General features: G+C 30.2%; 27 protein-coding genes and 2 other annotated features. Of the genes, 25 read left to right on the top strand and 2 right to left on the bottom strand.

Annotated features, from left to right (window positions below):
- Window positions 1-96: 96 nt before the first annotated feature.
- The 12 genes from HMPREF2629_RS07505 to HMPREF2629_RS07450 all read left to right on the top strand — a co-directional run bounded on the left by HMPREF2629_RS07505 (window position 97) and on the right by HMPREF2629_RS07450 (window position 12,695).
- Window positions 97-708 (top strand): NUDIX domain-containing protein, encoded by a 612-nt coding sequence (locus HMPREF2629_RS07505; protein WP_017176142.1) that lies wholly within the window; start codon window positions 97-99, stop codon window positions 706-708.
- A 12-nt stretch (window positions 709-720) separates the two neighbouring features.
- A complete protein-coding gene (locus HMPREF2629_RS07500; protein WP_017176143.1) occupies window positions 721-1,638 on the top strand; it encodes a hypothetical protein in 918 nt (305 codons plus the stop codon).
- Window positions 1,639-1,792: 154 nt separating this feature from the next.
- On the top strand, window positions 1,793-3,109 hold the full coding sequence (tig, locus tag HMPREF2629_RS07495) for a trigger factor (RefSeq protein ID WP_048761550.1): 1,317 nt from the start codon (window positions 1,793-1,795) through the stop codon (window positions 3,107-3,109).
- Window positions 3,110-3,265: 156 nt separating this feature from the next.
- Complete coding sequence (clpX, locus tag HMPREF2629_RS07490; RefSeq protein WP_002448985.1) at window positions 3,266-4,528, top strand: ATP-dependent Clp protease ATP-binding subunit ClpX; 1,263 nt, start codon at window positions 3,266-3,268, stop codon at window positions 4,526-4,528.
- A gap of 151 nt (window positions 4,529-4,679) precedes the next feature.
- Window positions 4,680-5,270 carry a ribosome biogenesis GTP-binding protein YihA/YsxC gene (gene yihA, locus HMPREF2629_RS07485; RefSeq protein WP_002448982.1) on the top strand — a complete coding sequence of 197 codons (591 nt, stop codon included), beginning with the start codon at window positions 4,680-4,682 and terminating at the stop codon, window positions 5,268-5,270.
- Between the two features lie 136 nt (window positions 5,271-5,406).
- Entirely contained in the window at window positions 5,407-6,744 is a 1,338-nt protein-coding gene (hemA, locus tag HMPREF2629_RS07480) for a glutamyl-tRNA reductase (protein WP_002488006.1), read from the top strand.
- 21 nt (window positions 6,745-6,765) lie between these two features.
- Window positions 6,766-7,578, top strand: coding sequence for a cytochrome c biogenesis protein CcsA (gene ccsA, locus HMPREF2629_RS07475; protein ID WP_002448932.1), 813 nt, complete (start codon window positions 6,766-6,768; stop codon window positions 7,576-7,578).
- A gap of 28 nt (window positions 7,579-7,606) precedes the next feature.
- Window positions 7,607-8,539, top strand: a complete 933-nt coding sequence (gene hemC / locus HMPREF2629_RS07470; RefSeq protein ID WP_017176145.1) for a hydroxymethylbilane synthase — start codon at window positions 7,607-7,609, stop codon at window positions 8,537-8,539.
- 31 nt (window positions 8,540-8,570) lie between these two features.
- Window positions 8,571-9,242: a uroporphyrinogen-III synthase gene (locus HMPREF2629_RS07465; RefSeq protein ID WP_002448958.1), complete on the top strand. Its 672-nt coding sequence runs from the start codon at window positions 8,571-8,573 to the stop codon at window positions 9,240-9,242.
- Entirely contained in the window at window positions 9,242-10,216 is a 975-nt protein-coding gene (gene hemB, locus HMPREF2629_RS07460; protein ID WP_054105790.1) for a porphobilinogen synthase, read from the top strand. The genes HMPREF2629_RS07465 and hemB overlap by 1 nt, the downstream gene beginning before the upstream one ends.
- A gap of 21 nt (window positions 10,217-10,237) precedes the next feature.
- The gene (gene hemL / locus HMPREF2629_RS07455; protein ID WP_017176147.1) at window positions 10,238-11,521 is read left to right on the top strand and encodes a glutamate-1-semialdehyde 2,1-aminomutase; all 1,284 of its coding nucleotides are present in this window, start codon (window positions 10,238-10,240) and stop codon (window positions 11,519-11,521) included.
- Window positions 11,522-11,624: 103 nt separating this feature from the next.
- Window positions 11,625-12,695, top strand: coding sequence for an AbrB family transcriptional regulator (locus HMPREF2629_RS07450; protein WP_070519275.1), 1,071 nt, complete (start codon window positions 11,625-11,627; stop codon window positions 12,693-12,695).
- Window positions 12,696-12,743: 48 nt separating this feature from the next.
- Here the strand turns inward: HMPREF2629_RS07450 and HMPREF2629_RS07445 are convergent, their stop codons facing one another.
- A complete protein-coding gene (locus HMPREF2629_RS07445; protein WP_002448956.1) occupies window positions 12,744-13,301 on the bottom strand; it encodes a DNA-3-methyladenine glycosylase I in 558 nt (185 codons plus the stop codon).
- Window positions 13,302-13,359: 58 nt separating this feature from the next.
- Window positions 13,360-13,586: a binding site (T-box leader), on the top strand.
- A gap of 39 nt (window positions 13,587-13,625) precedes the next feature.
- On the opposite strand from HMPREF2629_RS07445, the gene HMPREF2629_RS07440 reads away from it, so the two are divergent.
- From HMPREF2629_RS07440 to HMPREF2629_RS07425, 5 genes are all read left to right on the top strand, one after another.
- A complete protein-coding gene (locus HMPREF2629_RS07440) occupies window positions 13,626-16,256 on the top strand; it encodes a valine--tRNA ligase (RefSeq protein WP_054105788.1) in 2,631 nt (876 codons plus the stop codon).
- Between the two features lie 11 nt (window positions 16,257-16,267).
- The gene (locus HMPREF2629_RS07435) at window positions 16,268-17,536 is read left to right on the top strand and encodes a bifunctional folylpolyglutamate synthase/dihydrofolate synthase (RefSeq protein ID WP_017176149.1); all 1,269 of its coding nucleotides are present in this window, start codon (window positions 16,268-16,270) and stop codon (window positions 17,534-17,536) included.
- Window positions 17,537-17,785: 249 nt separating this feature from the next.
- Window positions 17,786-18,475 carry a prepilin peptidase gene (locus HMPREF2629_RS10915; protein WP_083318392.1) on the top strand — a complete coding sequence of 230 codons (690 nt, stop codon included), beginning with the start codon at window positions 17,786-17,788 and terminating at the stop codon, window positions 18,473-18,475.
- A gap of 23 nt (window positions 18,476-18,498) precedes the next feature.
- Window positions 18,499-19,176 carry a RadC family protein gene (gene radC / locus HMPREF2629_RS07430; RefSeq protein ID WP_017176150.1) on the top strand — a complete coding sequence of 226 codons (678 nt, stop codon included), beginning with the start codon at window positions 18,499-18,501 and terminating at the stop codon, window positions 19,174-19,176.
- Between the two features lie 77 nt (window positions 19,177-19,253).
- Window positions 19,254-19,535, top strand: a complete 282-nt coding sequence (locus HMPREF2629_RS07425; protein ID WP_017176151.1) for a hypothetical protein — start codon at window positions 19,254-19,256, stop codon at window positions 19,533-19,535.
- A gap of 90 nt (window positions 19,536-19,625) precedes the next feature.
- Here the strand turns inward: HMPREF2629_RS07425 and HMPREF2629_RS07420 are convergent, their stop codons facing one another.
- Entirely contained in the window at window positions 19,626-19,805 is a 180-nt protein-coding gene (locus tag HMPREF2629_RS07420; protein ID WP_002455241.1) for a hypothetical protein, read from the bottom strand.
- Window positions 19,806-19,972: 167 nt separating this feature from the next.
- On the opposite strand from HMPREF2629_RS07420, the gene HMPREF2629_RS07415 reads away from it, so the two are divergent.
- The 8 genes from HMPREF2629_RS07415 to obgE all read left to right on the top strand — a co-directional run bounded on the left by HMPREF2629_RS07415 (window position 19,973) and on the right by obgE (window position 24,669).
- Window positions 19,973-20,443: a DUF4930 family protein gene (locus tag HMPREF2629_RS07415; protein WP_017176152.1), complete on the top strand. Its 471-nt coding sequence runs from the start codon at window positions 19,973-19,975 to the stop codon at window positions 20,441-20,443.
- Between the two features lie 80 nt (window positions 20,444-20,523).
- Window positions 20,524-20,652 carry a hypothetical protein gene (locus tag HMPREF2629_RS11305; RefSeq protein ID WP_017176153.1) on the top strand — a complete coding sequence of 43 codons (129 nt, stop codon included), beginning with the start codon at window positions 20,524-20,526 and terminating at the stop codon, window positions 20,650-20,652.
- Window positions 20,653-20,820: 168 nt separating this feature from the next.
- Complete coding sequence (gene mreC, locus HMPREF2629_RS07410; RefSeq protein WP_017176154.1) at window positions 20,821-21,654, top strand: rod shape-determining protein MreC; 834 nt, start codon at window positions 20,821-20,823, stop codon at window positions 21,652-21,654.
- Entirely contained in the window at window positions 21,654-22,154 is a 501-nt protein-coding gene (gene mreD / locus HMPREF2629_RS07405; protein WP_017176155.1) for a rod shape-determining protein MreD, read from the top strand. The genes mreC and mreD overlap by 1 nt, the downstream gene beginning before the upstream one ends.
- Window positions 22,155-22,208: 54 nt before the next feature.
- Window positions 22,209-22,292 (top strand) — a sequence feature (ribosomal protein L21 leader region).
- A gap of 13 nt (window positions 22,293-22,305) precedes the next feature.
- Window positions 22,306-22,614 carry a 50S ribosomal protein L21 gene (gene rplU / locus HMPREF2629_RS07400; protein WP_002448968.1) on the top strand — a complete coding sequence of 103 codons (309 nt, stop codon included), beginning with the start codon at window positions 22,306-22,308 and terminating at the stop codon, window positions 22,612-22,614.
- A 2-nt stretch (window positions 22,615-22,616) separates the two neighbouring features.
- Complete coding sequence (locus HMPREF2629_RS07395) at window positions 22,617-22,937, top strand: ribosomal-processing cysteine protease Prp (RefSeq protein WP_017176156.1); 321 nt, start codon at window positions 22,617-22,619, stop codon at window positions 22,935-22,937.
- 11 nt (window positions 22,938-22,948) lie between these two features.
- Window positions 22,949-23,233 (top strand): 50S ribosomal protein L27, encoded by a 285-nt coding sequence (gene rpmA, locus HMPREF2629_RS07390; RefSeq protein ID WP_002449010.1) that lies wholly within the window; start codon window positions 22,949-22,951, stop codon window positions 23,231-23,233.
- 143 nt (window positions 23,234-23,376) lie between these two features.
- Window positions 23,377-24,669: a GTPase ObgE gene (gene obgE, locus HMPREF2629_RS07385; protein ID WP_070813252.1), complete on the top strand. Its 1,293-nt coding sequence runs from the start codon at window positions 23,377-23,379 to the stop codon at window positions 24,667-24,669.
- Window positions 24,670-24,676 lie beyond the last annotated feature (7 nt).

Below are 24,676 nucleotides of genomic sequence, written 5' to 3'. Positions count from 1 at the left end.
TTATGATAAGTAAACGAACCAGTTAAATATCATTGTGATTTAAATCATTGGTTTGTTAAACTATTAAAAAAGAATATTAATTTCAAGGAGTTAACTATGTCTAAATTTGATGAACAAATCATCGTCGTATCAAGAGAATTATTATTTGATAATGAAAAAAATGCATTTAATGGATTCTTATCGAAAAACGATGTTCAAGGTGAAGAAATATTTAATACGTTTAAAAACTATGAAGTAAAAAGACGTGGAGATATGGAAGAAGATCCATCTTATAAACAACTTATTTCATATTGTCTTTTAGAAAATGAAAATGATGAAATCTTAGTATATCAACGTTTAAGTGGTGGCGGAGAAGAACGCTTACACGGACAGTCTTCAGTGGGTGTTGGTGGACATATGAATAATGTTGTTGGTGCCGATTCAATTAATGAAGTTTTAAGAGTGAATGCACAAAGAGAACTTAATGAAGAAGTAGGATTATCTGAAGATAGATCTCAAAATATGGAATATATTGGTTTTATTAATGATGATACTAATGCAGTAGGTAAAGTTCATATAGGTGTTGTTTTCAAAATTAAGGTGAAATCTAGTGATGTAGAAGTTAGAGAAACTGACACTTTAAAAATTAATTGGGTATCACAAGATGAAATAAATGATTTAAATCATTTTGAATCATGGAGTGCGTTAATTTTAAAAGATTTAAAATAAAGGGGGCTCAATATGTCTGATATTATCCCTTTTCCTCAATCAAAGCAAAAATTATATCATAATATTTTAAATGCACAACAACAAAATAAATATAAAGAAATGTATCAATTGTTTGATATATATGAAGCCTCATTCGAGTTAGATAATCAATTATCTTTGATTAAATGTGACATGTTAAATGAATTAGGGTTATATTTAGAATTAAGAGAAGAAGCAATTATTTTCTTAAAAAAAGGTATACCTCATTACGACGAATTAATTATTTTCTATATTAAAGCATTAATAGGTTTAAATCAGAATTATGAAGCAATTGAAGTCATTAATCAAATCATTAACGAAGTGAAAGAACATAAAACTAGAATGGCACTCTTTCCATTAAAAGAATATGCCCAATCTAAATTAGATGAAGACAAGAAACTTTCTAGTCAATTATTATCAGAATTTACTAGTTTAGATTTAAATCGTCAAACTAAATTAATGATTAAACTCATTGATAACGGACATTATGAATTCAGAAAGACGGTTGCTTTTTTATTATCTAATCAAGTAGAATCTTATAATTTAAAAAGTCTCATGCTTGAGTATTTACGTTTTTCAAATTATGATAGTGAAATAAAAATTGAGAAGTATGGTTATGAAGTCAACATCCTCCCTACAACATTAAAAGGTTTAGAACACACAGATATGAAAACTACTGTTATTCCCAAAGTTCTCGATAGATTAGAAAATGGAGCTTTGAATATACAAAATGAAGCTCAGTATGTGATGAATAATCATTCAATAAAACTATATCCACTTGATATATTTTCACTTTTTAATGAAGAAGATTGGATAATAGCTTATGATGTTTATTTTAAGTCAATGATTGGTATAGAAGTAAGTGAAGCAAATCAAGAATTATTAACATTAATTTATCAGTTAGATAATTAAATGTGAGCAAATCATTTTAGTTTACTTAAATGATTCTGTAAAGTTGAATTACTATTTAAAATCCCCTATAAAACATTGTTTGTGTCCATATTGGACCTATGATATAATAGGGAAGTTGAAAAAATTAAAAATGTAAGCATGGAGGTATTTATACATGACAGCAACTTGGGAAAAAAAAGAAGGTAACGAAGGTTTATTAAAAGTTACTGTTCCAGCAGAAAAAGTAAATAAAGCATTAGATCAAGCATTTAAAAAAGTGGTTAAACAAATTAACGTGCCTGGTTTCCGTAAAGGTAAAGTGCCTCGTCCAATTTTCGAACAACGTTTTGGCGTTGAAGCATTATATCAAGATGCAGTAGATATTCTTTTACCTGAAGCTTATGGTGAAGCCATTGAAGAAACTAAAATCAATCCAGTCGCTCAACCTGAAATTAATGTAACTCAAATTGAAAAAGGTAAAGATTTCGAATTTGAAGCAACAGTGACTGTTGAACCTGAAGTTAAATTAGGAGATTATAAAGGTCTTGAAATTGAAAAACAAGATTCTGAATTAACTGATCAAGATTTACAAGATGAAATTGATCATAGTTTAGGTCATTTAGCTGATATGGTTGTTAAAGAAGATGGTGCAGTTGAAGAAGGAGACACTGTAAATATTGACTTTGATGGTTATGTAGATGGCGAACAATTTGAAGGTGGCCAAGCTGATGGTTATGATTTAGAAATCGGTTCAGGTTCATTTATTCCAGGATTTGAAGATCAATTAGTAGGCGTTAAAACTGGAGAAGAAAAAGACGTTGTTGTAACATTCCCAGAAGAATATCACGCTGAAGAATTAGCTGGTAAAGAAGCTACATTCAAAACTAAAGTAAATGAAATTAAATACAAAGAAGTACCCGAATTAACTGATGAAATTGCAAATGAATTAGATTCAGATGCTAATTCAGTAGATGAGTATAAAGAAAACTTACGCAAACGTTTATCAGAACAAAAAGCACAAGATGCTGAAAATGTGGAAAAAGAAGAAGCAATTAATAAAGCAACTGAAAATACAACAATTGATATTCCACAAGCTATGATTGACACTGAATTAGATCGTATGGTTCAAGAATTTGGTCAAAGAATCCAACAACAAGGTTTAGACTTACAAACTTACTTCCAAATTTCTGGTCAAGATGAATCTCAATTAAGAGAACAAATGAAAGATGATGCAGAGCAACGTGTTAAAACAAACTTAACATTATCAGCAATTGCAGATGAAGAAAATATCAAAGTCACAGATGAAGATATTGATAAAGAATTAGAAAAAATGAGCAGTCAATTTAATATCTCAGTAGAAGATATTAAACAAACTCTTGGTAATACTGATATCATTAAAAATGATGTACGTATTCAAAAAGTAATTGACTTATTAAGAGACAATGCTAAATATGTTGATTCAGCTAAAGAAGATAAAAAAGAAGACAAATAATAAACTTTTAAATTGATATAAAGTTTAAAAATAAGTAGCAGGTGCATCATTATATGTATCTGCTACTATATGTTTTAAGCATTTTAGTTGTTAACTATCAATTTGCATTGTAGAATGCTATCTAGTATAGTCGTTTAAGGATAGAGGTGTAAATGAATGTTTAAATTTAATGAAGATGAAGAAAATTTAAAATGTTCTTTCTGTGGTAAGGACCAAGATCAAGTTAAAAAATTAGTAGCAGGTAGTGGTGTATACATTTGTAATGAATGTATCGAACTATGTTCTGAAATTGTTGAAGAAGAATTAGCTCAAGCTACTTCAGAAGAATTTACTGAATTACCGACGCCTAAAGAAATTATGGACCATTTAAATGAATATGTTATTGGCCAAGAAAAAGCTAAAAAATCTTTAGCAGTGGCAGTTTACAATCATTACAAACGTATTCAACAATTGGGTCCAAATGAAGATGATGTTGAGTTACAAAAAAGTAATATCGCCTTAATTGGACCAACGGGTAGCGGTAAAACTTTACTTGCACAAACACTTGCTAAAACATTGAATGTACCATTTGCTATTGCAGATGCAACAAGTTTAACTGAAGCAGGTTATGTTGGTGATGATGTTGAAAATATTTTATTACGTTTGATTCAAGCTGCTGATTTTGACATTGATAAAGCAGAAAAAGGAATTATTTATGTAGATGAAATTGATAAAATTGCTAGAAAATCTGAAAATACATCAATTACGCGTGATGTTTCTGGTGAAGGTGTACAACAAGCATTACTTAAAATCTTAGAAGGTACAACAGCAAGTGTACCACCTCAAGGTGGTCGTAAACATCCTAACCAAGAATTGATTCAAATTGACACAACTAATATTCTATTTATATTAGGTGGTGCGTTTGATGGTATTGATGAAGTCATTAAACGCCGTTTAGGTGAAAAAGTTATCGGTTTTGCTAGCAATGAAGCAGATAAGTATGATGAAGAAGCTTTATTAGCACAAATTCGTCCTGAAGATTTACAAGCATATGGTTTAATTCCAGAATTTATTGGACGTGTACCAATAGTTGCTAATTTAGAAACATTAGATGTTGAAGCGCTTAAAAATATTTTAACGCAACCTAAAAACGCGTTAGTTAAGCAATATACAAAAATGTTAGCTCTTGATAACGTTGAATTAGAATTTACTGAAGAAGCTTTGGCAGCAGTCAGTGAAAAAGCAATTGAACGAAAAACTGGAGCACGTGGATTACGATCAATTATAGAAGAATCTTTAATTGATATTATGTATGATGTACCTTCAACAAGTGATGTTGCTAAAGTTGTAGTAACTGCTCAAACAATTAATGAGGAAATCGAGCCTGAAATGTATGATTCAGAAGGTAATTTATTGAACGGTACTAAAACTTCAGCTTAATTATCAACCATATAATAAGGAAGTGGTGATAGAATTCATTTGAGTTCGAAACTGCTTCCTTATTTTTATACATATCATTTTTTTAAAATTTTAGATTTTTAAACATTTATATTATAATAAAGCAGCTATAATAATGAAGAGGTGTTTGAATATGAATATTAACCCAAATAATATAGAATTAATGATTAGTGCAGTGAAAGAAGAACAATATCCTGAAACCAATTTAACTGAAATCGCTTTAAGTGGACGTTCTAATGTGGGTAAGTCCTCTTTTATTAATAGTATGATTGGTAGAAAAAATATGGCTCGTACTTCACAACAGCCTGGAAAAACGCAAACTCTAAACTTCTATAATATTGATGAACAACTTATTTTTGTTGATGTTCCTGGATATGGATATGCAAAAGTAAGTAAATCACAGCGTGAAAAATTTGGGAAAATGATAGAAGAGTATTTAACTAAACGAGAAAATCTAGGTTTAGTCATTCAACTTGTAGATTTACGACATAATCCTACCGAAGATGATGTATTAATGTATAATTATTTAAAACATTTCGATCTGCCAACACTAGTCATTTGTACTAAGGAAGATAAAATTGCGAAAGGTAAAGTTCAAAAACATATAAAAAATATAAAACAAAAATTAGATTTAGATCCAAACGATACAATTATAAGTTACTCTTCTATTCAAAATTCTAAACAGCAATACATTTGGGATATTATTGCTAATTATATAAATTAAAAGAAATATCTTGTAATTAAGTGACGAAATTTTGACTTCACATTAGAATGTTTCTAATTTATTTGAGCATCAAACTTAAATTCATTCTAAAATGTGTTATACTAACGATATTGTTAGTATATGGAGGGCGTTATAAATGCATTTTATTGCTATTAGCATAAATCATCGTACTGCTGATGTAGCTTTAAGAGAGCAAGTTGCTTTTAGAGATGATGCCTTACGATTAGCCAATGAAGATTTATTCGAAACTAAAGCAATTTTAGAAAATGTAATATTATCGACATGTAATCGTACAGAAGTATATGCTGTAGTGGATCAAATTCATACAGGACGATATTATATTCAACGATTTTTAGCTCGTTCATTTGGATTTGAAGTAGATGATATTAAAGCAATGTCTGAAGTTAAAGTGGGGGACGAAGCAGTAGAACATCTATTGCGTGTAACTTCAGGTTTAGATTCAATTGTGTTAGGAGAAACACAAATTTTAGGCCAAATGCGTGATGCATTTTTCTTAGCGCAAGATTTAAAAACAACTGGAACTATCTTTAATCATCTATTTAAACAAGCAATTACTTTTGCTAAAAAAGCACATAATGAAACAGATATCGCAGATAATGCTGTAAGTGTTTCATATGCTGCTGTGGAATTATCAAAAAAAGTATTAGGTAAATTAAAAAATAAACATGCTGTTATTATTGGTGCAGGCGAAATGAGTGAATTGTCGTTATTAAATTTACTCGGCTCAGGCATTAATCATATTACAATTGTAAATCGAACAGAAAGTAAAGCTAGAATTTTAGCTGAAAAACATCAAGTTAGTTATGATAAGCTAGAATCTTTACCTAGTTTATTAACTTCAACTGATATTGTTATTAGTTCTACTAGTTCACCAGATTATATTATTACTAAAAGTATGATTAATCAGGCACTATCATATAGAAAATCTAAATTATTATTATTAGACATTGCAGTACCACGAGATATTGAACCATGTCATAATTTAAGTGATGACGTATTTAATTATGATGTAGATGATTTAAAAGGTTTAGTTGATGCTAATTTAAAAGAACGACAAATGGCGGCTGAAGCTATTTCTAATGAAATTCCTGCTGAAATTAAAGCACATAATGATTGGGTAAATATGTTGGGTGTAGTTCCTGTAATAAGAGCTTTACGTGAAAAAGCAATGACTATTCAAGCTGAAACAATGGATAGTATCGATAGAAAATTACCGAATCTATCTGAACGAGAACGAACAGTCATTTCTAAACATACTAAAAGTATTATTAATCAAATGTTGAAAGATCCAATTAAACAGGCTAAGGAATTGAGTAACGATAAAAAAAGTAATGAAAAATTAGAGCTATTTCAAAATATATTTGATATTGAAGCCGAAGATCCTTATAAAGCAGTGAAAGAACGTAAAAAAGAAAAGGAACTTTCAGTACGACATATCTTTAGTTTTGAATAAGCATATTAAAATGGTGATAATATGCAAGAAACGCTATTTATTAGATTTCATGAAATTATATTAATTGTATATTTAATTAGCATTCTTTGTTATTTTATAGACTTTGTTCGGAAGAGTCATAAGATTAGAGTACTTGGAATTTATGCCTTAGGGATTGTTTGGTTTTTACAAACAATCTCTTTGTCTATGTATATTACTTCGCATAGTGATGTATTGTTTAATTCCATATTTGATGTTTTTTTCTTCTTGTCATGGATGATTATTTCTATTTCTTTAGTTTTAAATATTATTAAAGTTCTAAGTTTTTCTGTGTTTTTTTTGAATGTAATTGGATTTATCTTATTAACGATGAATACATTTAGACCTGAACACTATACAAACAGTATACAAAAAGTACAAGTTATAAATGAATTATTACTTGTACATGTAGGGCTTGCAGTATTGAGTTATGCTTTTTTTGCACTTGCATTTGTAAATGCATTGCTATATATCATTCAATATAAAAACCTTAAAGAAAAAAACTTTAATCAGAAATATTTTAGAATTGGCAGTGTAGCAACTCTTGAAAAAATTATATTTTTTTCAACTTTGGGCGGTTTAGTAATATTAATATTGAGTGTAATTTTAATTGCTCAATGGGGAATCTATGCGGTTGGTATAGCAATATTTAAAGATCCGAAGGTTATGTTGTCTGTCATTATTACGCTTCTTTATACAGTATATATCGTTATGTATTTAAAAAAGAAAATCATCTCAATTAATTTAATTTATTTTAATATTATGATATTTTGCCTATGTATGGTGAATTTATTCTTCACTACTCATTTTAATTAAAAGAAAACTTATGTAGGAGGCCTTGTTTATGCGTAAATTAGTTGTGGGTTCACGTAGAAGTAAACTTGCTTTAACACAAAGTAAACAATTCATTGATAAATTAAAAGCCATTGATCCATCTTTAGAAATCGAAATTAAAGAGATTGTCACAAAGGGAGATCGAATTGTGAATCAACAACTATCTAAAGTTGGAGGAAAAGGCCTATTTGTTAAAGAGATTCAAAATGAACTATTTAACAACGATATCGATATGGCAATACACTCATTAAAAGATGTTCCTAGTATTATTCCAGAAGGTTTAACATTAGGTTGTATTCCTGATAGAGAAATACCATTTGATGCCTATATTGCCAAAAATCACGTACCATTAGAAGAACTTCCTAAGAATAGTATAGTTGGTACAAGTTCATTAAGAAGAGGTGCACAAATATTATCTAAATATCCTCATCTAAAAATTAAATGGATTCGTGGTAATATTGATACACGTTTAAATAAATTAGAAACAGAAGATTATGATGCGATTATTTTAGCAGCAGCAGGACTCAAACGTATGGGTTGGTCTGATGACGTAGTAACAACTTATTTAGATAAAGACACATTACTACCTGCAATCGGTCAAGGTGCTCTTGGCATTGAGTGCCGTAGTAACGATATTGAACTTCTCGAGTTACTTCAAAAAGTTCACAATAATGAAGTTGCAAATTGTGTAACGGCCGAACGAACATTTTTAGCTGCAATGGATGGAAGTTGTCAAGTTCCAATTGGTGGATATGCGAATTATAACAATAACAATGAAATTGAGTTTACAGGCTTAATCATGACACCAGATGGTAAGGAACGTTATGAACATACTGAAGTAGGAACTGACCCTGTAAAATTAGGGAACAGAGTAAGTGAGATACTTAAAGAACAAGGTGCGTATGAAATTATAAGAAAATTAAACGAAGAAGCATCACATTAATACTAAATCTTAGTAGAGGTGTTACAGTTAGATGAAACCAGTGATAGTTATGACGCAAACGAGTAAAGTACAGAGTGATATGGTAGAAGTCATTCATAAGCCATTTATTAAAATTCAATCACTTGAATTTGATACTCAACTCTTGCATGATAATTATGACTGGCTTATTTTTTCTTCAAAAAATGCCGTACATTTATTTTATAAATATTTAGAGTACGTGAATGTAAAACATATTGCAGTAGTAGGCGCTAAAACTGCGCAGTTATGTAAACAATTAGGTATAAATATAGATTTTATACCTAACGATTATTCTCAAGAAGGTTTATTAGAAGGATTAAATCTAGAAAAATCTTCTATTTTAATTCCGAGCAGTGCACAGGCAAGACCAAAATTACAACAAACTCTCGCTGAACATAATAATGTTGTGAAAATTGACTTGTATACACCTATAGCGGATAGAGAGAATATTATTGAAGTTATCAATCTAATTCAACATAATCAAGTTGAAGCATTAACATTTTCAAGTTCATCTGCAGTGCGTTATTATTTTAGTGAGGCATTTCCTAAGCATTTTAAAAATTACTATGCTATAGGTCAACAAACTGCAAATAGCATTAGAGCCTATGGTTATGAACCTTATATTGCAGATAAACAAACTTCTGAAGCATTAATAAACACATTTTTAGAAAGTAGGAATAAATAATGAAATTCGATAGACATAGAAGATTACGCTCTTCAGCTACAATGAGAAGTTTAGTAAGAGAAAATCATGTTAGAAAAGAAGATTTAATTTATCCAATTTTTGTAGTAGAAAAAGATAATGTTAGAAGCGAAATTAAATCGTTACCTGGTGTATATCAAATAAGTTTAAATCTATTAGATGATGAAATTAATGAAGCATATGATTTAGGTATTAGAGCGATTATGTTCTTTGGCGTACCTAATGAAAAAGATGATGTGGGTTCTGGTGCATACGATCATAATGGCATTGTTCAAGAGGCAACACGTAAAGCAAAAAAACTTCATAAAGATTTATTAATCGTTGCTGATACTTGTTTATGTGAATATACGGATCATGGTCATTGCGGTATCATTGATGATCATACGCATGATGTTGATAATGACAAATCTTTACCATTATTAGTTAAAACAGCAATTTCTCAAGTCGAAGCTGGCGCTGACATTATTGCTCCAAGTAATATGATGGATGGTTTTGTTACCGAAATTCGACAAGGTTTAGATGAAGCTGGTTATTATAATATTCCAATTATGAGCTATGGCATTAAATATGCTTCTAGTTTCTTTGGACCATTTAGAGATGCTGCAGATTCAGCTCCTTCATTTGGAGATAGAAAAACGTATCAAATGGATCCAGCTAATCGTTTAGAAGCACTAAGAGAATTAGAAAGTGACTTAAAAGAAGGCGCAGACATGATGATTGTCAAACCAGCTTTAAGTTATTTAGATATTGTTAGAGATGTAAAAAATAACACTAATATTCCTGTTATTGCTTATAATGTTAGTGGTGAATATGCTATGACTAAAGCAGCATCTCAAAATGGTTGGATAGATGAAGAACGTGTGGTTATGGAACAAATGGTATCAATGAAACGTGCGGGCGCAGATATGATTATTACTTATTTCGCGAAAGATATTTGTCGTTACTTAGATAAATAATGGTTAAGGAGGAACAAGTTAATGACTTATGAAAAATCACAAGAAGCAATGCGCATTGCTGAAACACTTATGCCTGGTGGTGTCAATAGCCCTGTAAGAGCATTTAAATCAGTAGATACACCAGCAATTTTTATGGATCATGGTGAAGGTTCGAAGATTTATGATATAGATGGCAATGAATACATTGATTATGTATTAAGTTGGGGACCATTAATTTTAGGTCATAAAAATAAACAAGTCATTAGTAAATTACATGATGCTGTAGATAAAGGCACTAGTTTTGGTGCTTCAACACTAGAAGAAAATAAATTAGCTGAACTTGTTATTGAAAGAGTGCCTTCAATTGAAAAAGTAAGAATGGTTTCTTCAGGTACTGAAGCTACTTTAGCGGCATTAAGACTGGCTAGAGGTTACACTGGTAGAAATAAAATTGTTAAGTTTGAAGGATGCTATCACGGACATAGCGATTCATTGCTTATCAAAGCAGGTTCAGGTGTAGCAACTTTAGGTCTTCCAGATTCACCAGGAGTACCTGAAGGCACAGCTAAAAACACAATTACAGTACCTTATAATGATTTAGATGCGATTAAAGTAGCATTTGAAAATTATGGAGATGATATTGCTGGTGTGATAGTAGAACCAGTTGCAGGAAATATGGGTGTTGTACCCCCTAAAAAAGGTTTCTTAGAAGGATTAAGGGAAGTCACTAAAGAATATGGTTCTTTACTTATCTTTGATGAAGTCATGACAGGTTTCCGTGTAGGGTATAACTGTGCTCAAGGTTATTTTGGTGTGACACCAGATATCACATGCCTAGGAAAAGTGATTGGCGGTGGCTTACCTGTAGGTGCTTTTGGAGGCAAAAAAGAAATTATGGATAAAATTGCTCCAGTAGGTAATATTTATCAAGCGGGAACTCTATCTGGTAATCCTTTAGCAATGACAAGTGGTTATGAAACACTAAGTCAATTAACGCCTGAATCATATGAGTATTTCCAAGAATTAGGCGATATATTAGAAAAAGGACTTAAAGAGGTATTTGCTAAACACAATGTTCCTATTACAGTAAATAGAGCTGGTTCTATGATTGGTTATTTCTTAAATAAAGGACCTGTAACCAACTTTGAAGAAGCGAATCAAAGTGATTTAGAGTTATTTAGTAATATGTATAGAGAAATGGCTAAAGAAGGCATATTTTTACCACCTTCTCAGTTTGAAGGAACATTCTTATCTACCGCACATACCAAAGAAGATATTGAAAAAACGATTCATGCTTTTGATAATGCATTAAGTAGAATTGTTTAATATTTAAAAGTTAATATAATAAAAGTGGAACAAAGATGAGATAATATCATCGTTCCACTTTTTTTAATTTAAATGCTTTTAATCTAGAAAGAAGTGATGATTTTTGAGGCGAATTTGGCTAAATAATATTATATTATTAATAATAGCGATGATCATGAGTTTAATATTAAAATTATCTCATATGCTTTTACCCTTTATGTTTGGGCCCATTATAGCCTCAATTATTGTGGTTAAAGTACTAAAACTAAATATTAAATGGCCTTTTTGGATTAGTCAGATTGGCTTAATATTACTTGGAGTACAAATAGGATCTACGTTTACGTCACAAGTCATTAATGATATCAAAAATGAGTGGTTAACCATTGTGACGGTGACTGTTTTACTCATCACGTTATCATTATTGATTGCTTATTTTTTCAAAAAAATTGCAAGAGTTAATACTGAAACTGCTATCTTGAGTGTAATACCTGGCGCTTTAAGTCAAATGTTAATTATGACTGAAGAAGATAAAAAAGCGAATATCTTAGTAGTAAGTTTAACCCAAACTTCTAGAGTTATTTTTGTAGTCGTACTTGTACCACTTATTTCTTTTTTATTTAGCAATTCATCATCAAGTGAAGAGATGATTCATAAAGCTACACCATTAACAAGAGCTTTAAATGTGCCCCAAATTGCTTTAATTATGATTGCTATAGCTTTTGTTTATTTCTTAATGTCAAAAATAAATTTTCCAACAAAACAATTACTCGCTCCAATTGTCGTTTTAATTGTTTGGAATTTATCAACTCATCTGACTTTTACTTTAGATAATTATATTCTTGCTTTTGCACAAGTGATTTATATGATTAGAATTGGTTTACAAATTGCACATTTATTAGGTGATTTAAAAGGTCGCATTGCTATAGCAATTATGTATCAAAATATAAGTTTAATTTTAGGATCATTTTTGATGGTCTTTATTGTTCATTTGTTTACTCATAATTCATTAAACGAATTATTTTTAGGTGGAGCTCCTGGAGGTATGAGTCAAATTGTACTAGTTGCCATAGCTACTGGTGCAGATGTTGCTAAGATATCAAGTTTTCATATCTTTAGGATATTTTTTATATTATTTTTAGTAGCACCAATAATTAATTACTTTTTAAAACGAAAAAAAAGTGATAATCAATCATAAGGAGTAGAACTACGAATTCAAAATAATCTGTTCTACTCCTTTTAATATTTAATGATTAGGTTTTGAAGGACATCCTTCTAAGTGAGCATCATATAGACCAGCCGCTTCCATAAACGAGAATACAGTCACAGGTCCTAAAAATTTAAAACCATAAGCTTTTAAATCTTTTGAAAGTTGTTTTGCTCTTTCATCAACTGTAATACGTTCTGAGGGAGTTTTATAGTGCAAGTCAATAGGATGTCCATCAACATATGACCATAAAAACTTACTGAAGCTACCATATTCTTTTTCAATTTGTAAATAACCCTTAGCTTGAGATACTATGGCTTCTAATTTCTTTCTATTATGTACGATATTTGGAAAGGTCATTAAAGCATTAATATCTTTCTCTGTCATTTTAGAAATTTTTATAGGATCAAATTGATGAAATGCTTTTTCATAAGCCTCTTTCTTTTTTAATATAGTTAACCAAGATAAACCAGCATGTTGAGATTCAAGTGCAAGTAATTTGAAAAGTGAAAGACTATTAAAATCTGGTTGTCCCCATACTTTATTATGATAATCTAAATAAATAGGGTCTGTAGTTCCAAAGGCACATGCGTTCATAAATATTCCTCCAAAAGATTGACTTATCATTGTTTTCTATTATACTATTAATTAGTAATTAAATATATTTTTTGGGAAGAGTACGTTTGATACTTATCAAAGAGAGCATATGGACGGTGTAAATATGTATAATGATCAAACTGAAGGTAGCCCACAAGTTCTTTTATTGAATACACATATAATAGTAGATAGAAGCGTGTATGAGCGTTAATCATAAATAAGTGCAAGAAGATATGGAGGTATCGTCTTGAATTTAGGTGGTACCACGGAGCATCCGTCCTATATATTAGGAAGGATGCTTTTTTATTTTAGGAGGTTATTTCAATGAAAATGGAATCAAAGTATAATCCTCGTGAAGTTGAAGCGGGGCGTTATGAAGAATGGGTAAAAAATGAATACTTTAAACCTCTAGAAGATGAATCTAGAGAAGCATATACAATTGTTATTCCGCCGCCGAATGTGACTGGTAAATTACATTTAGGACATGCTTGGGATACAACATTACAAGATATTATTACTCGAATGAAACGTATGCAAGGATACGATACGCTTTATTTACCTGGTATGGATCATGCGGGTATTGCAACACAAGCTAAAGTAGATGCTAAATTAAAAGAACAAGGTATTTCTCGTCATGATATAGGACGTGAAAAATTTTTAGAACATGCTTGGTCTTGGAAAGAAGAATATGCATCTTTTATTCGTAAACAATGGGCTAAATTAGGCTTAGGTCTTGATTATAGTAGAGAACGTTTTACTCTTGATGAAGGCTTAAGTAAAGCGGTTAGAAAAGTATTTGTTGATTTATATAATAAAGGAATTATTTATCGTGGAGAGCGAATTATAAATTGGGATCCAGTCGCACGTACAGCATTGTCAGATATAGAAGTGATTCATGAAGATGTGCAAGGTCATTTTTATCATTTTAAATATCCTTATGCTGATGGTAATGGATATATTGAAATTGCCACAACTCGTCCTGAAACAATGTTAGGGGATACTGCTATAGTCGTTAATCCAAATGATGAACGTTATAAAGATGTCATAGGAAAAAAAGTGATTTTACCAATTATAGGTAGAGAATTACCAATTTTAGCAGATGAGTATGTTGATATTGAATTTGGTAGTGGAGCTATGAAAGTTACACCTGCACATGATCCTAATGACTTTGAAATTGGTCAGAGACATCATTTAGAAAACATTATCGTAATGGATGAAAATGGAAAAATGAATGACAATGCATCTCAGTATGCTGGTTTAGACCGTTTCGAATGTCGTAAAAAATTAGTAGAAGATTTAAAAGCTCAAGATTTAGTGATTAAAATTGAAGAACATATGCATTCTGTAGGTCATTCAGAACGTTCTGGTGCAGTAGTAGAACCTTATTTATCTACACAATGGTTTGTAAAAATGAAACCACTTGCGCAACAAGCACTAGATAATCAAAAAACAGATAATCGAATTGATTTTTATCCACCACGTTTTGAAAATACATTTAATCGTTGGATGGAAGAAATTAGAGATTGGACTATTTCTAGACAATTATGGTGGGGTCACCAAATTCCAGCTTGGTATCATAATGAAACAGGTGAAGTATATGTTGGAGAAGAAGCACCTGCTGATATCGAAAATTGGACTCAAGATGAAGATGTGTTAGATACATGGTTCTCAAGTGCGTTATGGCCATTCTCAACTTTAGGTTGGCCTAATGAAGAAGCAAAAGATTATCAACGTTACTATCCAACGAATGTTCTTGTAACCGGTTATGATATTATCTTCTTCTGGGTAGCAAGAATGATTTTCCAAGGATTAGAATTTACTGGTAAACGACCATTTAATGATGTACTTCTTCATGGTTTAGTAAGAGCTGAAGATGGTCGTAAAATGAGTAAATCACTTGGTAATGGTGTAGATCCAATGGATGTCATCGAAAAATACGGAGCAGATAGTTTACGCTACTTCTTAGCAACTGGTTCTTCTCCAGGTAATGACTTACGTTATTCTACCGAAAAAGTTGAATCTGTATGGAACTTTATTAATAAAATTTGGAATGGTGCTCGCTTTAGCTTGATGAATATTGGAGAAGACTTTAAAGTGGAAGACATTGATTTATCTGGTAATTTATCTTTAGCGGATAAATGGATTTTAACACGACTAAATGAAACAATAGAGACCGTTACTAATCTGAGTGAAAAATATGAATTTGGTGAAGTTGGACGTGCTTTATATAACTTTATTTGGGATGAATTCTGTGATTGGTATATTGAAATGAGTAAAATACCAATGAATGGTGAAGATGAAGCTCAAAAACAAACAACACGTTCTGTTCTAAGTTATACACTTGATCAAATAATGAGAATGCTACATCCATTTATGCCATTTGTAACTGAAAAAATTTGGCAAAGTTTACCGCATGAAGGAGAAACAATTGTAAAAGCAGCATGGCCGACAGTTAAAGAAGAGTTTGTGTTTGATGAAAGTAAACAGACAATGGAACAATTAGTTGAAATTATTAAATCTGTGAGACAATCACGCGTAGAAGTAAACACACCACTTTCTAAATCAATCCCTATTCTCATTCAAGCTAAAAATGAAGAAATTAAAACAATCTTAGAAAAAAATGCGGATTATATTCATAGATTTTGTAATCCAAGTGAATTAACCATCGATACAAATGTAGATATTCCTGAAAAAGCGATGACAGCGGTAGTAGTTGCTGGTAAAGTCATTTTACCGTTAGAAGGACTTATTGATATGGATAAAGAAATTGAACGTTTAGAGAAAGAGTTAGACAAACTTCAAAAAGAATTAGACCGTGTTGATAAAAAATTATCAAATGAGAATTTTGTTAATAAAGCACCTGAAAAAATTATAAATGAAGAGCGCGAAAAACAACAAAAATATCAAGAAAAATATAATGGTGTTAAAAACAGAATTGAACAATTAAAAGCATAGGAGAATTGTCAATGAATTACCTAGATAGCTTATATTGGATACATGAGCGCACTAAGTTTGGTATTAAACCTGGTGTTAAAAGAATGGAATGGATGCTTAACCACTTAAATAATCCTCAATTAAATATTCGCGGTATTCATGTGGGTGGAACAAATGGTAAAGGTTCTACAGTAGCTTATTTAAGAGCTGCATTAGTTGAGAATGGATATGAAGTTGGAACATTTACTTCTCCTTTTATTGAAACGTTTAATGAACGAATTAGTTTAAATGGTTATCCGATCTCAAATGACGAAATAGTTGAATTAGTAAAGCGAGTTAAACCAGTAAGTGAAGCGTTAGAACAAGAAACCGAACTCGGTTCTGCAACAGAATTTGAAATTATAACAACAATGATGTTTTTATATTTTGGAGAGATACATCCTGTAGATTTTGTTATTGTAGAAGCGGGACTAGGAATTAAAAATGATTCAACTAATGTGTTTACTCCTATTCTTTCAATTTTGACAAGTATAGGATTAGATCATACTGATATTTTAGGAAGTACGTATTTAGATATCGCAAAAGATAAAGGTGCTATCATAAAACCTAATGTACCCGTCATCTATGCAGTCAAAAATGAGGAAGCTTTAAAATACATTAGAGATTTAGCGGAAAATCAGAATGCAAAGCCAATTGAACTAGATAGAGAAATCATTATTGTATCTGAAGATGATGAATTTACTTATAGATATAAAGATTATGAGTTAGAAACAATCATCTTAGATATGATAGGTGATCATCAAAAAGAAAATGCTTCATTAGCTATTACAGCTTTAATAGAGTTGAACGAAGAAAATATTATTGAATTAGATTTTAATAAAATGATTGATGCTATTGAAAGTGTTTGTTGGACAGGACGTATTGAGCAAGTTAAAGAAAAACCTCTTATTATTATTGACGGAGCACATAATAATGAAAGTGTTGAAGCATTAGTTTCAACAATCAAAAATTATTATGATCTTGAGAAAATGGATGTTTTATTTTCAGCCATTAAAGGTAAACCTGTAAACGAAATGTTAAGTAAATTACAAAATTTAGCTGGTACATTTTATTTTACTGAATTTGATTTTCATAAAGCCTTATCTAAACAAGAATTACTTGAGAGTATAGATGCTGATAACATCGAATATATTGATGATTATGTAGATTTTATAAATCATTATGATGGTGAGGGCTTATTGATTACAGGCAGTTTATATTTTATAAGTGAAGTAAAATCGAAAGTTGAATTTAATTCATAATATATAGTATGTTAAATATCTAAATATAGCTATGAAGAAAGTTACAAATTAAACTTCTTCATAGCTTTTTTATTAGTTATATAATTGATAGATTAAGAGTGGACTGATTATTTTTAATAAAGGTTTTATTCATTTTATTGAATTTAAAATGCTTTAAAGAAGATATATTTATTTATTGAAATGAATTTAATCTAATCCTCGTTATTCCATTTACTTAGACCATATTTTAGTTATAATGAATGATATGAGGTGATCAGTATAATAGTAGTATTAGCATTTACGTGTAGTGTAATATTTAGTTTTTTATATCAATTTTCAAGTATAGAGAAAGTGAATCTTCAATATTTCAAGCGACGATCACAATGTGATTATTGTCATACATCATTAAAGTGGTTTGATACTATACCATTATTAAGTTTCATATTCTTAAAAGGACGCTCGAGATGCTGTTCAAATCCTTTAAAACGCTCCTATATTATAGGTGAAATATTATCGTTTCTTATTGTCCCATATTTAATATTTATCGATATACATATAAATTATTCTCTCTTTATATTAACTTGTTTAATGTTGATAACGATGTCTCTAACCGATATTCAAACATTAACAATCAACAGTAACTTAATCCTCGTTTTTTTCTTTGTCGGTATCTATATTTCTTCATTACATTTGATTTCATTTATATTTATTTTCTTTCTATTACATACATTTTTTCTGTTAAATTCTAAAAGTATAGGGTACGGTGATATTTTATTACTTAGTATACTTTCTATATTTTATACTTATGAATTTATACTTCATCTAATATTATTAACTTGTGCAATTGGTCTTATGTTTTATATCATCTTGTTTCGTTTTAAGATACGTAAAATCCCACTTATTCCTTTTATTTCAATCTCATATATTTTATTAATTAATTTTTCCAACAATATTATGTAACTAATAAAGAAAAGGTGATGTTTTTGAAAATTAAAGATATGGCCAAAAGTGAGCTTCCTAAAGAGAGACTCATTCAATATGGTGAAAAAAGTTTGTCTAACAGTGAATTATTAGCAATTTTAATTAACACTGGACGACAAGGGGTTTCAAGTATTGATATTGCAAATGAAATGATTAATAAAGTAAATAATTTAAAAGAATTAAAATTACTTTCAATACATGATTTGTTAAAAATAAAAGGTATAGGATTGCATAAAGCAGTGACACTAAAAGCCGCTTTCGAATTGGGAGAAAGAATAAATAAACGTAATTCAATTGAAAAAGTAAAGATTAAATCTCCTAAAGATGTCGCAGATATGATGATGTCTAAAATGAAAGATTTAACTCAAGAGCATTTAGTTGCTTTATTTTTAAATACTAAAAATATAGTGATAAAAGAAGAAACTATATTTATAGGAACATTAAACTCTTCAGTGATACACCCAAGAGAAGTCTTTAATGCTGCCATTAGAGCTTCATGTAATGCAGTAATTGTGATTCATAATCATCCATCTGGAGATGTGACGCCTTCAAAAGAAGATATTGCTACTACCATTAGACTTAAAGAATGTGGACAAATTCTTGGCATTGAATTACTTGACCACATTATTATCGGTGATCAAAAATTTACTAGTTTAGTAGAGGAGGGGTATTTCGTATAAAAGATTAAAAATTATTTATAGTCTCATTGTTAAAATTTTAGTATAATAAGCCTTAATTATATATTTAGAGGTGTATGATGACTTTAATTTTAATCATAGGGGTGTTAATACCTATTATTTACATAATGAGATTGAATATTAAACAAAAAACAATTCGTTTAAAAGAAACGCTTAATACCGTGTTATTATCGATTGTTGGTATTACAATTTTTTCTTTTATTGGAGTATTCGTCAACCATACGCATACTCAATTATATATTTTACTCATTAGTGATATAGTAACTGGAACGATATTTGGGTTACTATTAGCAACAATATATAAAATTTATGAATACTTGTCTCAAAGCAATCGTAAATAAAGCTAGTTAACTTTTCATACAATACAATCATAAACGAATTAATAAAGGGTAGATTGTATTAATTACATTGAAAAGTAACTAGCTTTTTCATTATCTTATATAAGCTGAAAGCACATTAAAATTTTCTAAAATCCAAAGAACACCTTGATAGGCTAAATACAGTCCGAGAATAATAAAAGCAGCAGAGATTAAAAATCTTAAAAGTGCAAATCCTACTTTAAAAAGTATAACTGCAAGCAAGATAAGTAAAATAATTGTAAGAATGTTCATTTCTCACACTCCTCTAAATTTATTTTACGAGTGATATTAATTATTATAATATATTTTAAGAAAATGTTAATCAGTCTTAAGAATTTACTTAATTTACTTCTTTAGACCGATGGATAAAATCTATTTTATATTTATAATAATTTAGATTTAAAATTGGAGGGATTTTATTGCGAATGGTTTTTAGTATTTTTAAAAATATAGTAGCAGTTATTGCAATCCTTAGTATTGTTTATTTTGCATTAAAATATGCCCCGTTTTTAAGAGAACAGGACTGGAATCCTATGAATCAACCTCCCAATAACCAATTCGAGCTCTTGCCAAGTAATCAAACATCAACACCAGTGCCTACTAATGGAAAAAGTTATACTATAGAAGAAAATCATTTACTTCAGAATATTCCTGCTAGTCAAACAAAAAATGTGTTTAAATTTATAGATAAAAAAGAATTTATGGAAGTTTCAGGTATAGTTAGAATGGGATATAATGATAATTACATTGTAGGGCAAAGAGATAATGAATTTATCATCTATAAATTCGGAAGTGATACGATTAAAGTCTTTAGTACGGAAATTGAAATGGAACAGGAATTAAATCGCCTAGGACAATCAATCACTTTAAAACCTCAGAATGAGTATTAAAAAATATAATTTGAAAAAAATAAATAAATGCGTTAATGTCTAAAATAGATACAATAATCTTTTGAAGGTTGGTGTAATGTATGTCTGAACAATCTAAAGAAAAACAGGCAAATGAACAAGCAAAAGCACAAAATTTATTTTCTAAATGGAGAAAAGACGAAACGCTCTATGAAGAAGATAAAAAAGATAAGCCGAATAAAGAATCGTAAAATTAAATAAGATGACATTTGATAGGAGCAAGTACTAGAATTCAATGAAGATTCTAACTTGTTCCTTTTTTTCTTTGAAGATAATATTTAATATTATTCTTTATTTCAATCCTAGAGTAATATAAAATAGAATATAATAATTTAAAATAAATAGTAGAGGTGTTATGAGTGTTAAATTTTTTTAAAAATAACAAGTTAATTGTTGTTTTTTGTGCAATAATTATTTTTATTGCATTGATTGGTTTGTCCATTCGTTCACAAACTCAATCACCTCCTGAGCAATATGTGGGGGACTCAGTGTCATTTGGTCAGAGAGTAATTAGTTACCCTGTCAATTTTGTGACTGGAGCTATAGGTAACTTCTTTCAATCTAACAAATCAAATCATAATGAAGTTAATCAATTAAAAGCAAAAAACGAAGCATTAGAAGCGGAAAATAAAAACTTAAAAAAAGAACTTGATATGACTGATGCTTCAAAATACGATGCAATTTCAGGTGCCATCATAGCACGTAATCCAGATCAATGGATGAATACTGTGATTATTGATAAAGGTAAAAAAGCTGGTGTAAGCAATAATATGGCAGTGTTTACTAGTGATGGTTTAATTGGAAGAGTAACTAGAGTGAATCAATTTTCTTCTCAAGTTGATTTACTTTCAACGAATACAAGAGCTGGAAAACTATCAGTCAATATTCAACATCATTCTAAAAATGTTTTTGGATTAATTGATCACTATGATAATAAAACTCAGGAATTAATTATTAGTAATATCAATAATAAGGATAAAATTTCAAAAGGTGACAAAGTAGTAACAAGTGGATTAGCCGATCAATTGCCAAGTGATTTATACATAGGAGAAGTGACGAAGGTAGAAAATGATGAATATGGTTTAGCAAAAGAAGTGAGGGTGAAAACTGGAGCAAATTTATCAGATATTCAACATGTATACATAGCGAAAAAAAGTAATAACACGGATTTCAATGAAAGAGAGACTCGATAATGAAAGCGTTCGTTTATATAATGATCGGTATCATCGTTTTTTATCTTGATACACTTATTGGTTTGGTTATTCCTTTTCATATAGGCAACCTAACATTTATCTTAGTTCCTCATTTAACTCTAATGTATTTATTACTTTTATCAATTTATAGACCATTTATGGTCACATTATTACTAAGCATTTTTTTAGGTATGATAACTGATATCTACTTTGGCAGTGTATATGGTTTATATTTGTTTGGTTATATATTCTTAATAACAATATTTAATAAGTTCTTGAAGATTTTTTACCGAGACTATATTATGGTATATTGGTTCAGTATCATTGGTGTAATGATTCTTGAAATATTTGTAGCAATTATATATTCTGTTATTAGCTATGTAGAATTTGATTTACTAAACTTTATATTACTACGTATTATCCCAACACTTATATTAAATATTATTTTATTAATTATTTTGATGCCTATATTCTTTAAATTCTTTAAAAAGCCAATATAATAGATTGACATTGAATATAAGTAATGGTAAGATGCAATAGTTGAGTAGTTTTATAGCTACATACAACCGCTCAAATACAGGTTTAAGCGTTAAAATGTTATATTTTATCACCTGTATATGGCGTGACTTATAATTATAGGAGGTGCAAGGTATGTTTGCTATTATCGAAACAGGCGGTAAACAAATTAAAGTAGAAGAAGGTCAAGAGATCTTCGTTGAAAAATTAGATGTTAATGAAGGTGATTCATTCACATTTGATAAAGTATTATTTGTAGGTGGAGATTCAGTTAAAGTTGGTGCTCCAACTGTTGAAGGAGCTACAGTAACTGCTACTGTGAACAAACAAGGTCGCGGTAAAAAAATTACTGTTTTCACTTACAAACGTCGTAAAGATTCAAAACGTAAAAAAGGTCATCGTCAGCCTTATACTAAATTAACAATTGATAAAATCAACGCTTAATTATGATTACTGTTGATATTTCAATTAATGATGAAGGTAAAGTAACAGACGTCATCATGGATGGCCATGCTAATCATGGTGATTATGGCTATGATATTGTTTGTGCAGGGGCTTCAGCTGTTCTTTTTGGAAGTGTGAATGCTATTTTAAGTTTAACTTCTGAAAATCCGGATATTGATTATGATGATGACGGTGGTCATTTTCACATTAGATCAGTAGACACTAACAATGAGCAAGCACAATTAATTCTTCAAGCAATGCTTGTGTCTTTACAAACGATTGAAGATGAATATAATGAAAATATAAGATTAAATTATAAGTGAGGTGTATCCCGATGTTAAAATTAAACTTACAATTCTTCGCATCTAAAAAAGGGGTAAGTTCTACAAAAAACGGTCGTGACTCAGAATCAAAACGTTTAGGTGCTAAACGTGCAGACGGTCAATTCGTAACAGGTGGCTCAATTTTATATCGTCAACGCGGTACTAAAATTTATGCTGGTGAAAATGTAGGTCGTGGTGGCGATGATACATTATTCGCTAAAATCGACGGCGTTGTTCGTTTCGAACGTAAAGGTCGCGACAAAAAACAAGTTTCTGTATATGCAGTAGCTGAATAATTTTTGTCTAATTAACACCAGAAGTGAAGACTTCTGGTGTTTTATTTTTGTTTAAAAATGATTATAATAGAATCTAACGTTTTAGAGTTAATGATATAATATTAGCGATGAATTAATAAAATATATAAAAAGAGGTGAGATATATGTTTGTCGATCAAGTAAAAATATCTCTAAAAGCAGGCGATGGAGGTAATGGTATTACTGCTTATCGTAGGGAAAAATATGTACCATTTGGTGGCCCTGCTGGTGGCGATGGAGGTAAAGGTGCTTCAGTCATTTTTGAAGTTGATGAAGGTTTAAGAACACTTTTAGACTTTAGATTTCAACGTCATTTTAAGGCTAAAAAAGGTGAAAATGGTCAAAGTAGTAATATGCATGGTAAAAATGCGGAAGACTTAGTTTTAAAAGTGCCTCCTGGTACCATTATTAAAAGTGTAGAAACTGAAGAAGTTTTAGCAGATTTAGTTGAAGAAGGTCAACGTGCAGTTATTGCTCGTGGAGGTCGTGGAGGTCGTGGAAATTCACGTTTTGCAACCCCTCGCAATCCAGCTCCAGACTTTAGTGAAAATGGAGAACCTGGAGAAGAACTAGATGTTACCTTAGAATTAAAGCTACTTGCTGATGTGGGACTCGTTGGATTCCCAAGTGTAGGGAAATCAACATTGTTATCTATTGTATCTAAGGCAAAACCTAAAATTGGAGCTTATCATTTTACAACAATTAAACCAAATTTAGGTGTGGTTTCAACACCTGATCATAGAAGTTTTGTGATGGCGGATTTACCAGGTTTAATTGAAGGAGCTTCAGAAGGAGTCGGTTTAGGTCATCAATTTTTACGTCATGTTGAAAGAACAAAAGTTATTGTTCATATGATAGATATGAGTGGTTCTGAAGGAAGAAATCCACTTGAAGATTATCAAATCATCAATAATGAACTGATAAATTATAAACAAAGATTAGAAGATAGACCTCAAATTATAGTGGCAAATAAAATGGATATACCGGAATCAAACGATAACCTAGAATTATTTAAAAAAGAAATTGATGAAGATGTAACTATTGTTCCAGTTTCTACAATTACAAGAGATAATATTGATCAATTACTATATACAATTGCTGATAAATTAGAAGAAGTAAAAGATATTGATTTTAGTGTAGAAGAAGACGAAGATGCAGGTGTTAATCGCGTATTATATAAACATACACCATCTCAAGATAAATTTACGATTACAAGAGATGATGATGGTGCCTATGTAGTAAGCGGTAATGCAATCGAACGCATGTTTAAAATGACAGACTTTAATAGTGATCCAGCAGTAAGACGTTTTGCACGTCAAATGCGCTCTATGGGTATTGATGATGCATTAAGAGAACGTGGATGTAGTAATGATGATATTGTTAGAATACTTGGGGGAGAATTTGAATTCGTCGAATAGGAGGGCT

This window comes from Staphylococcus sp. HMSC034C12 (assembly GCF_001835895.1).
Lineage (GTDB): Bacteria > Bacillota > Bacilli > Staphylococcales > Staphylococcaceae > Staphylococcus > Staphylococcus hominis.
Note: the sequence above shows the minus strand (reverse complement) of the source record. Positions and strands in the feature narration are given on the sequence as shown.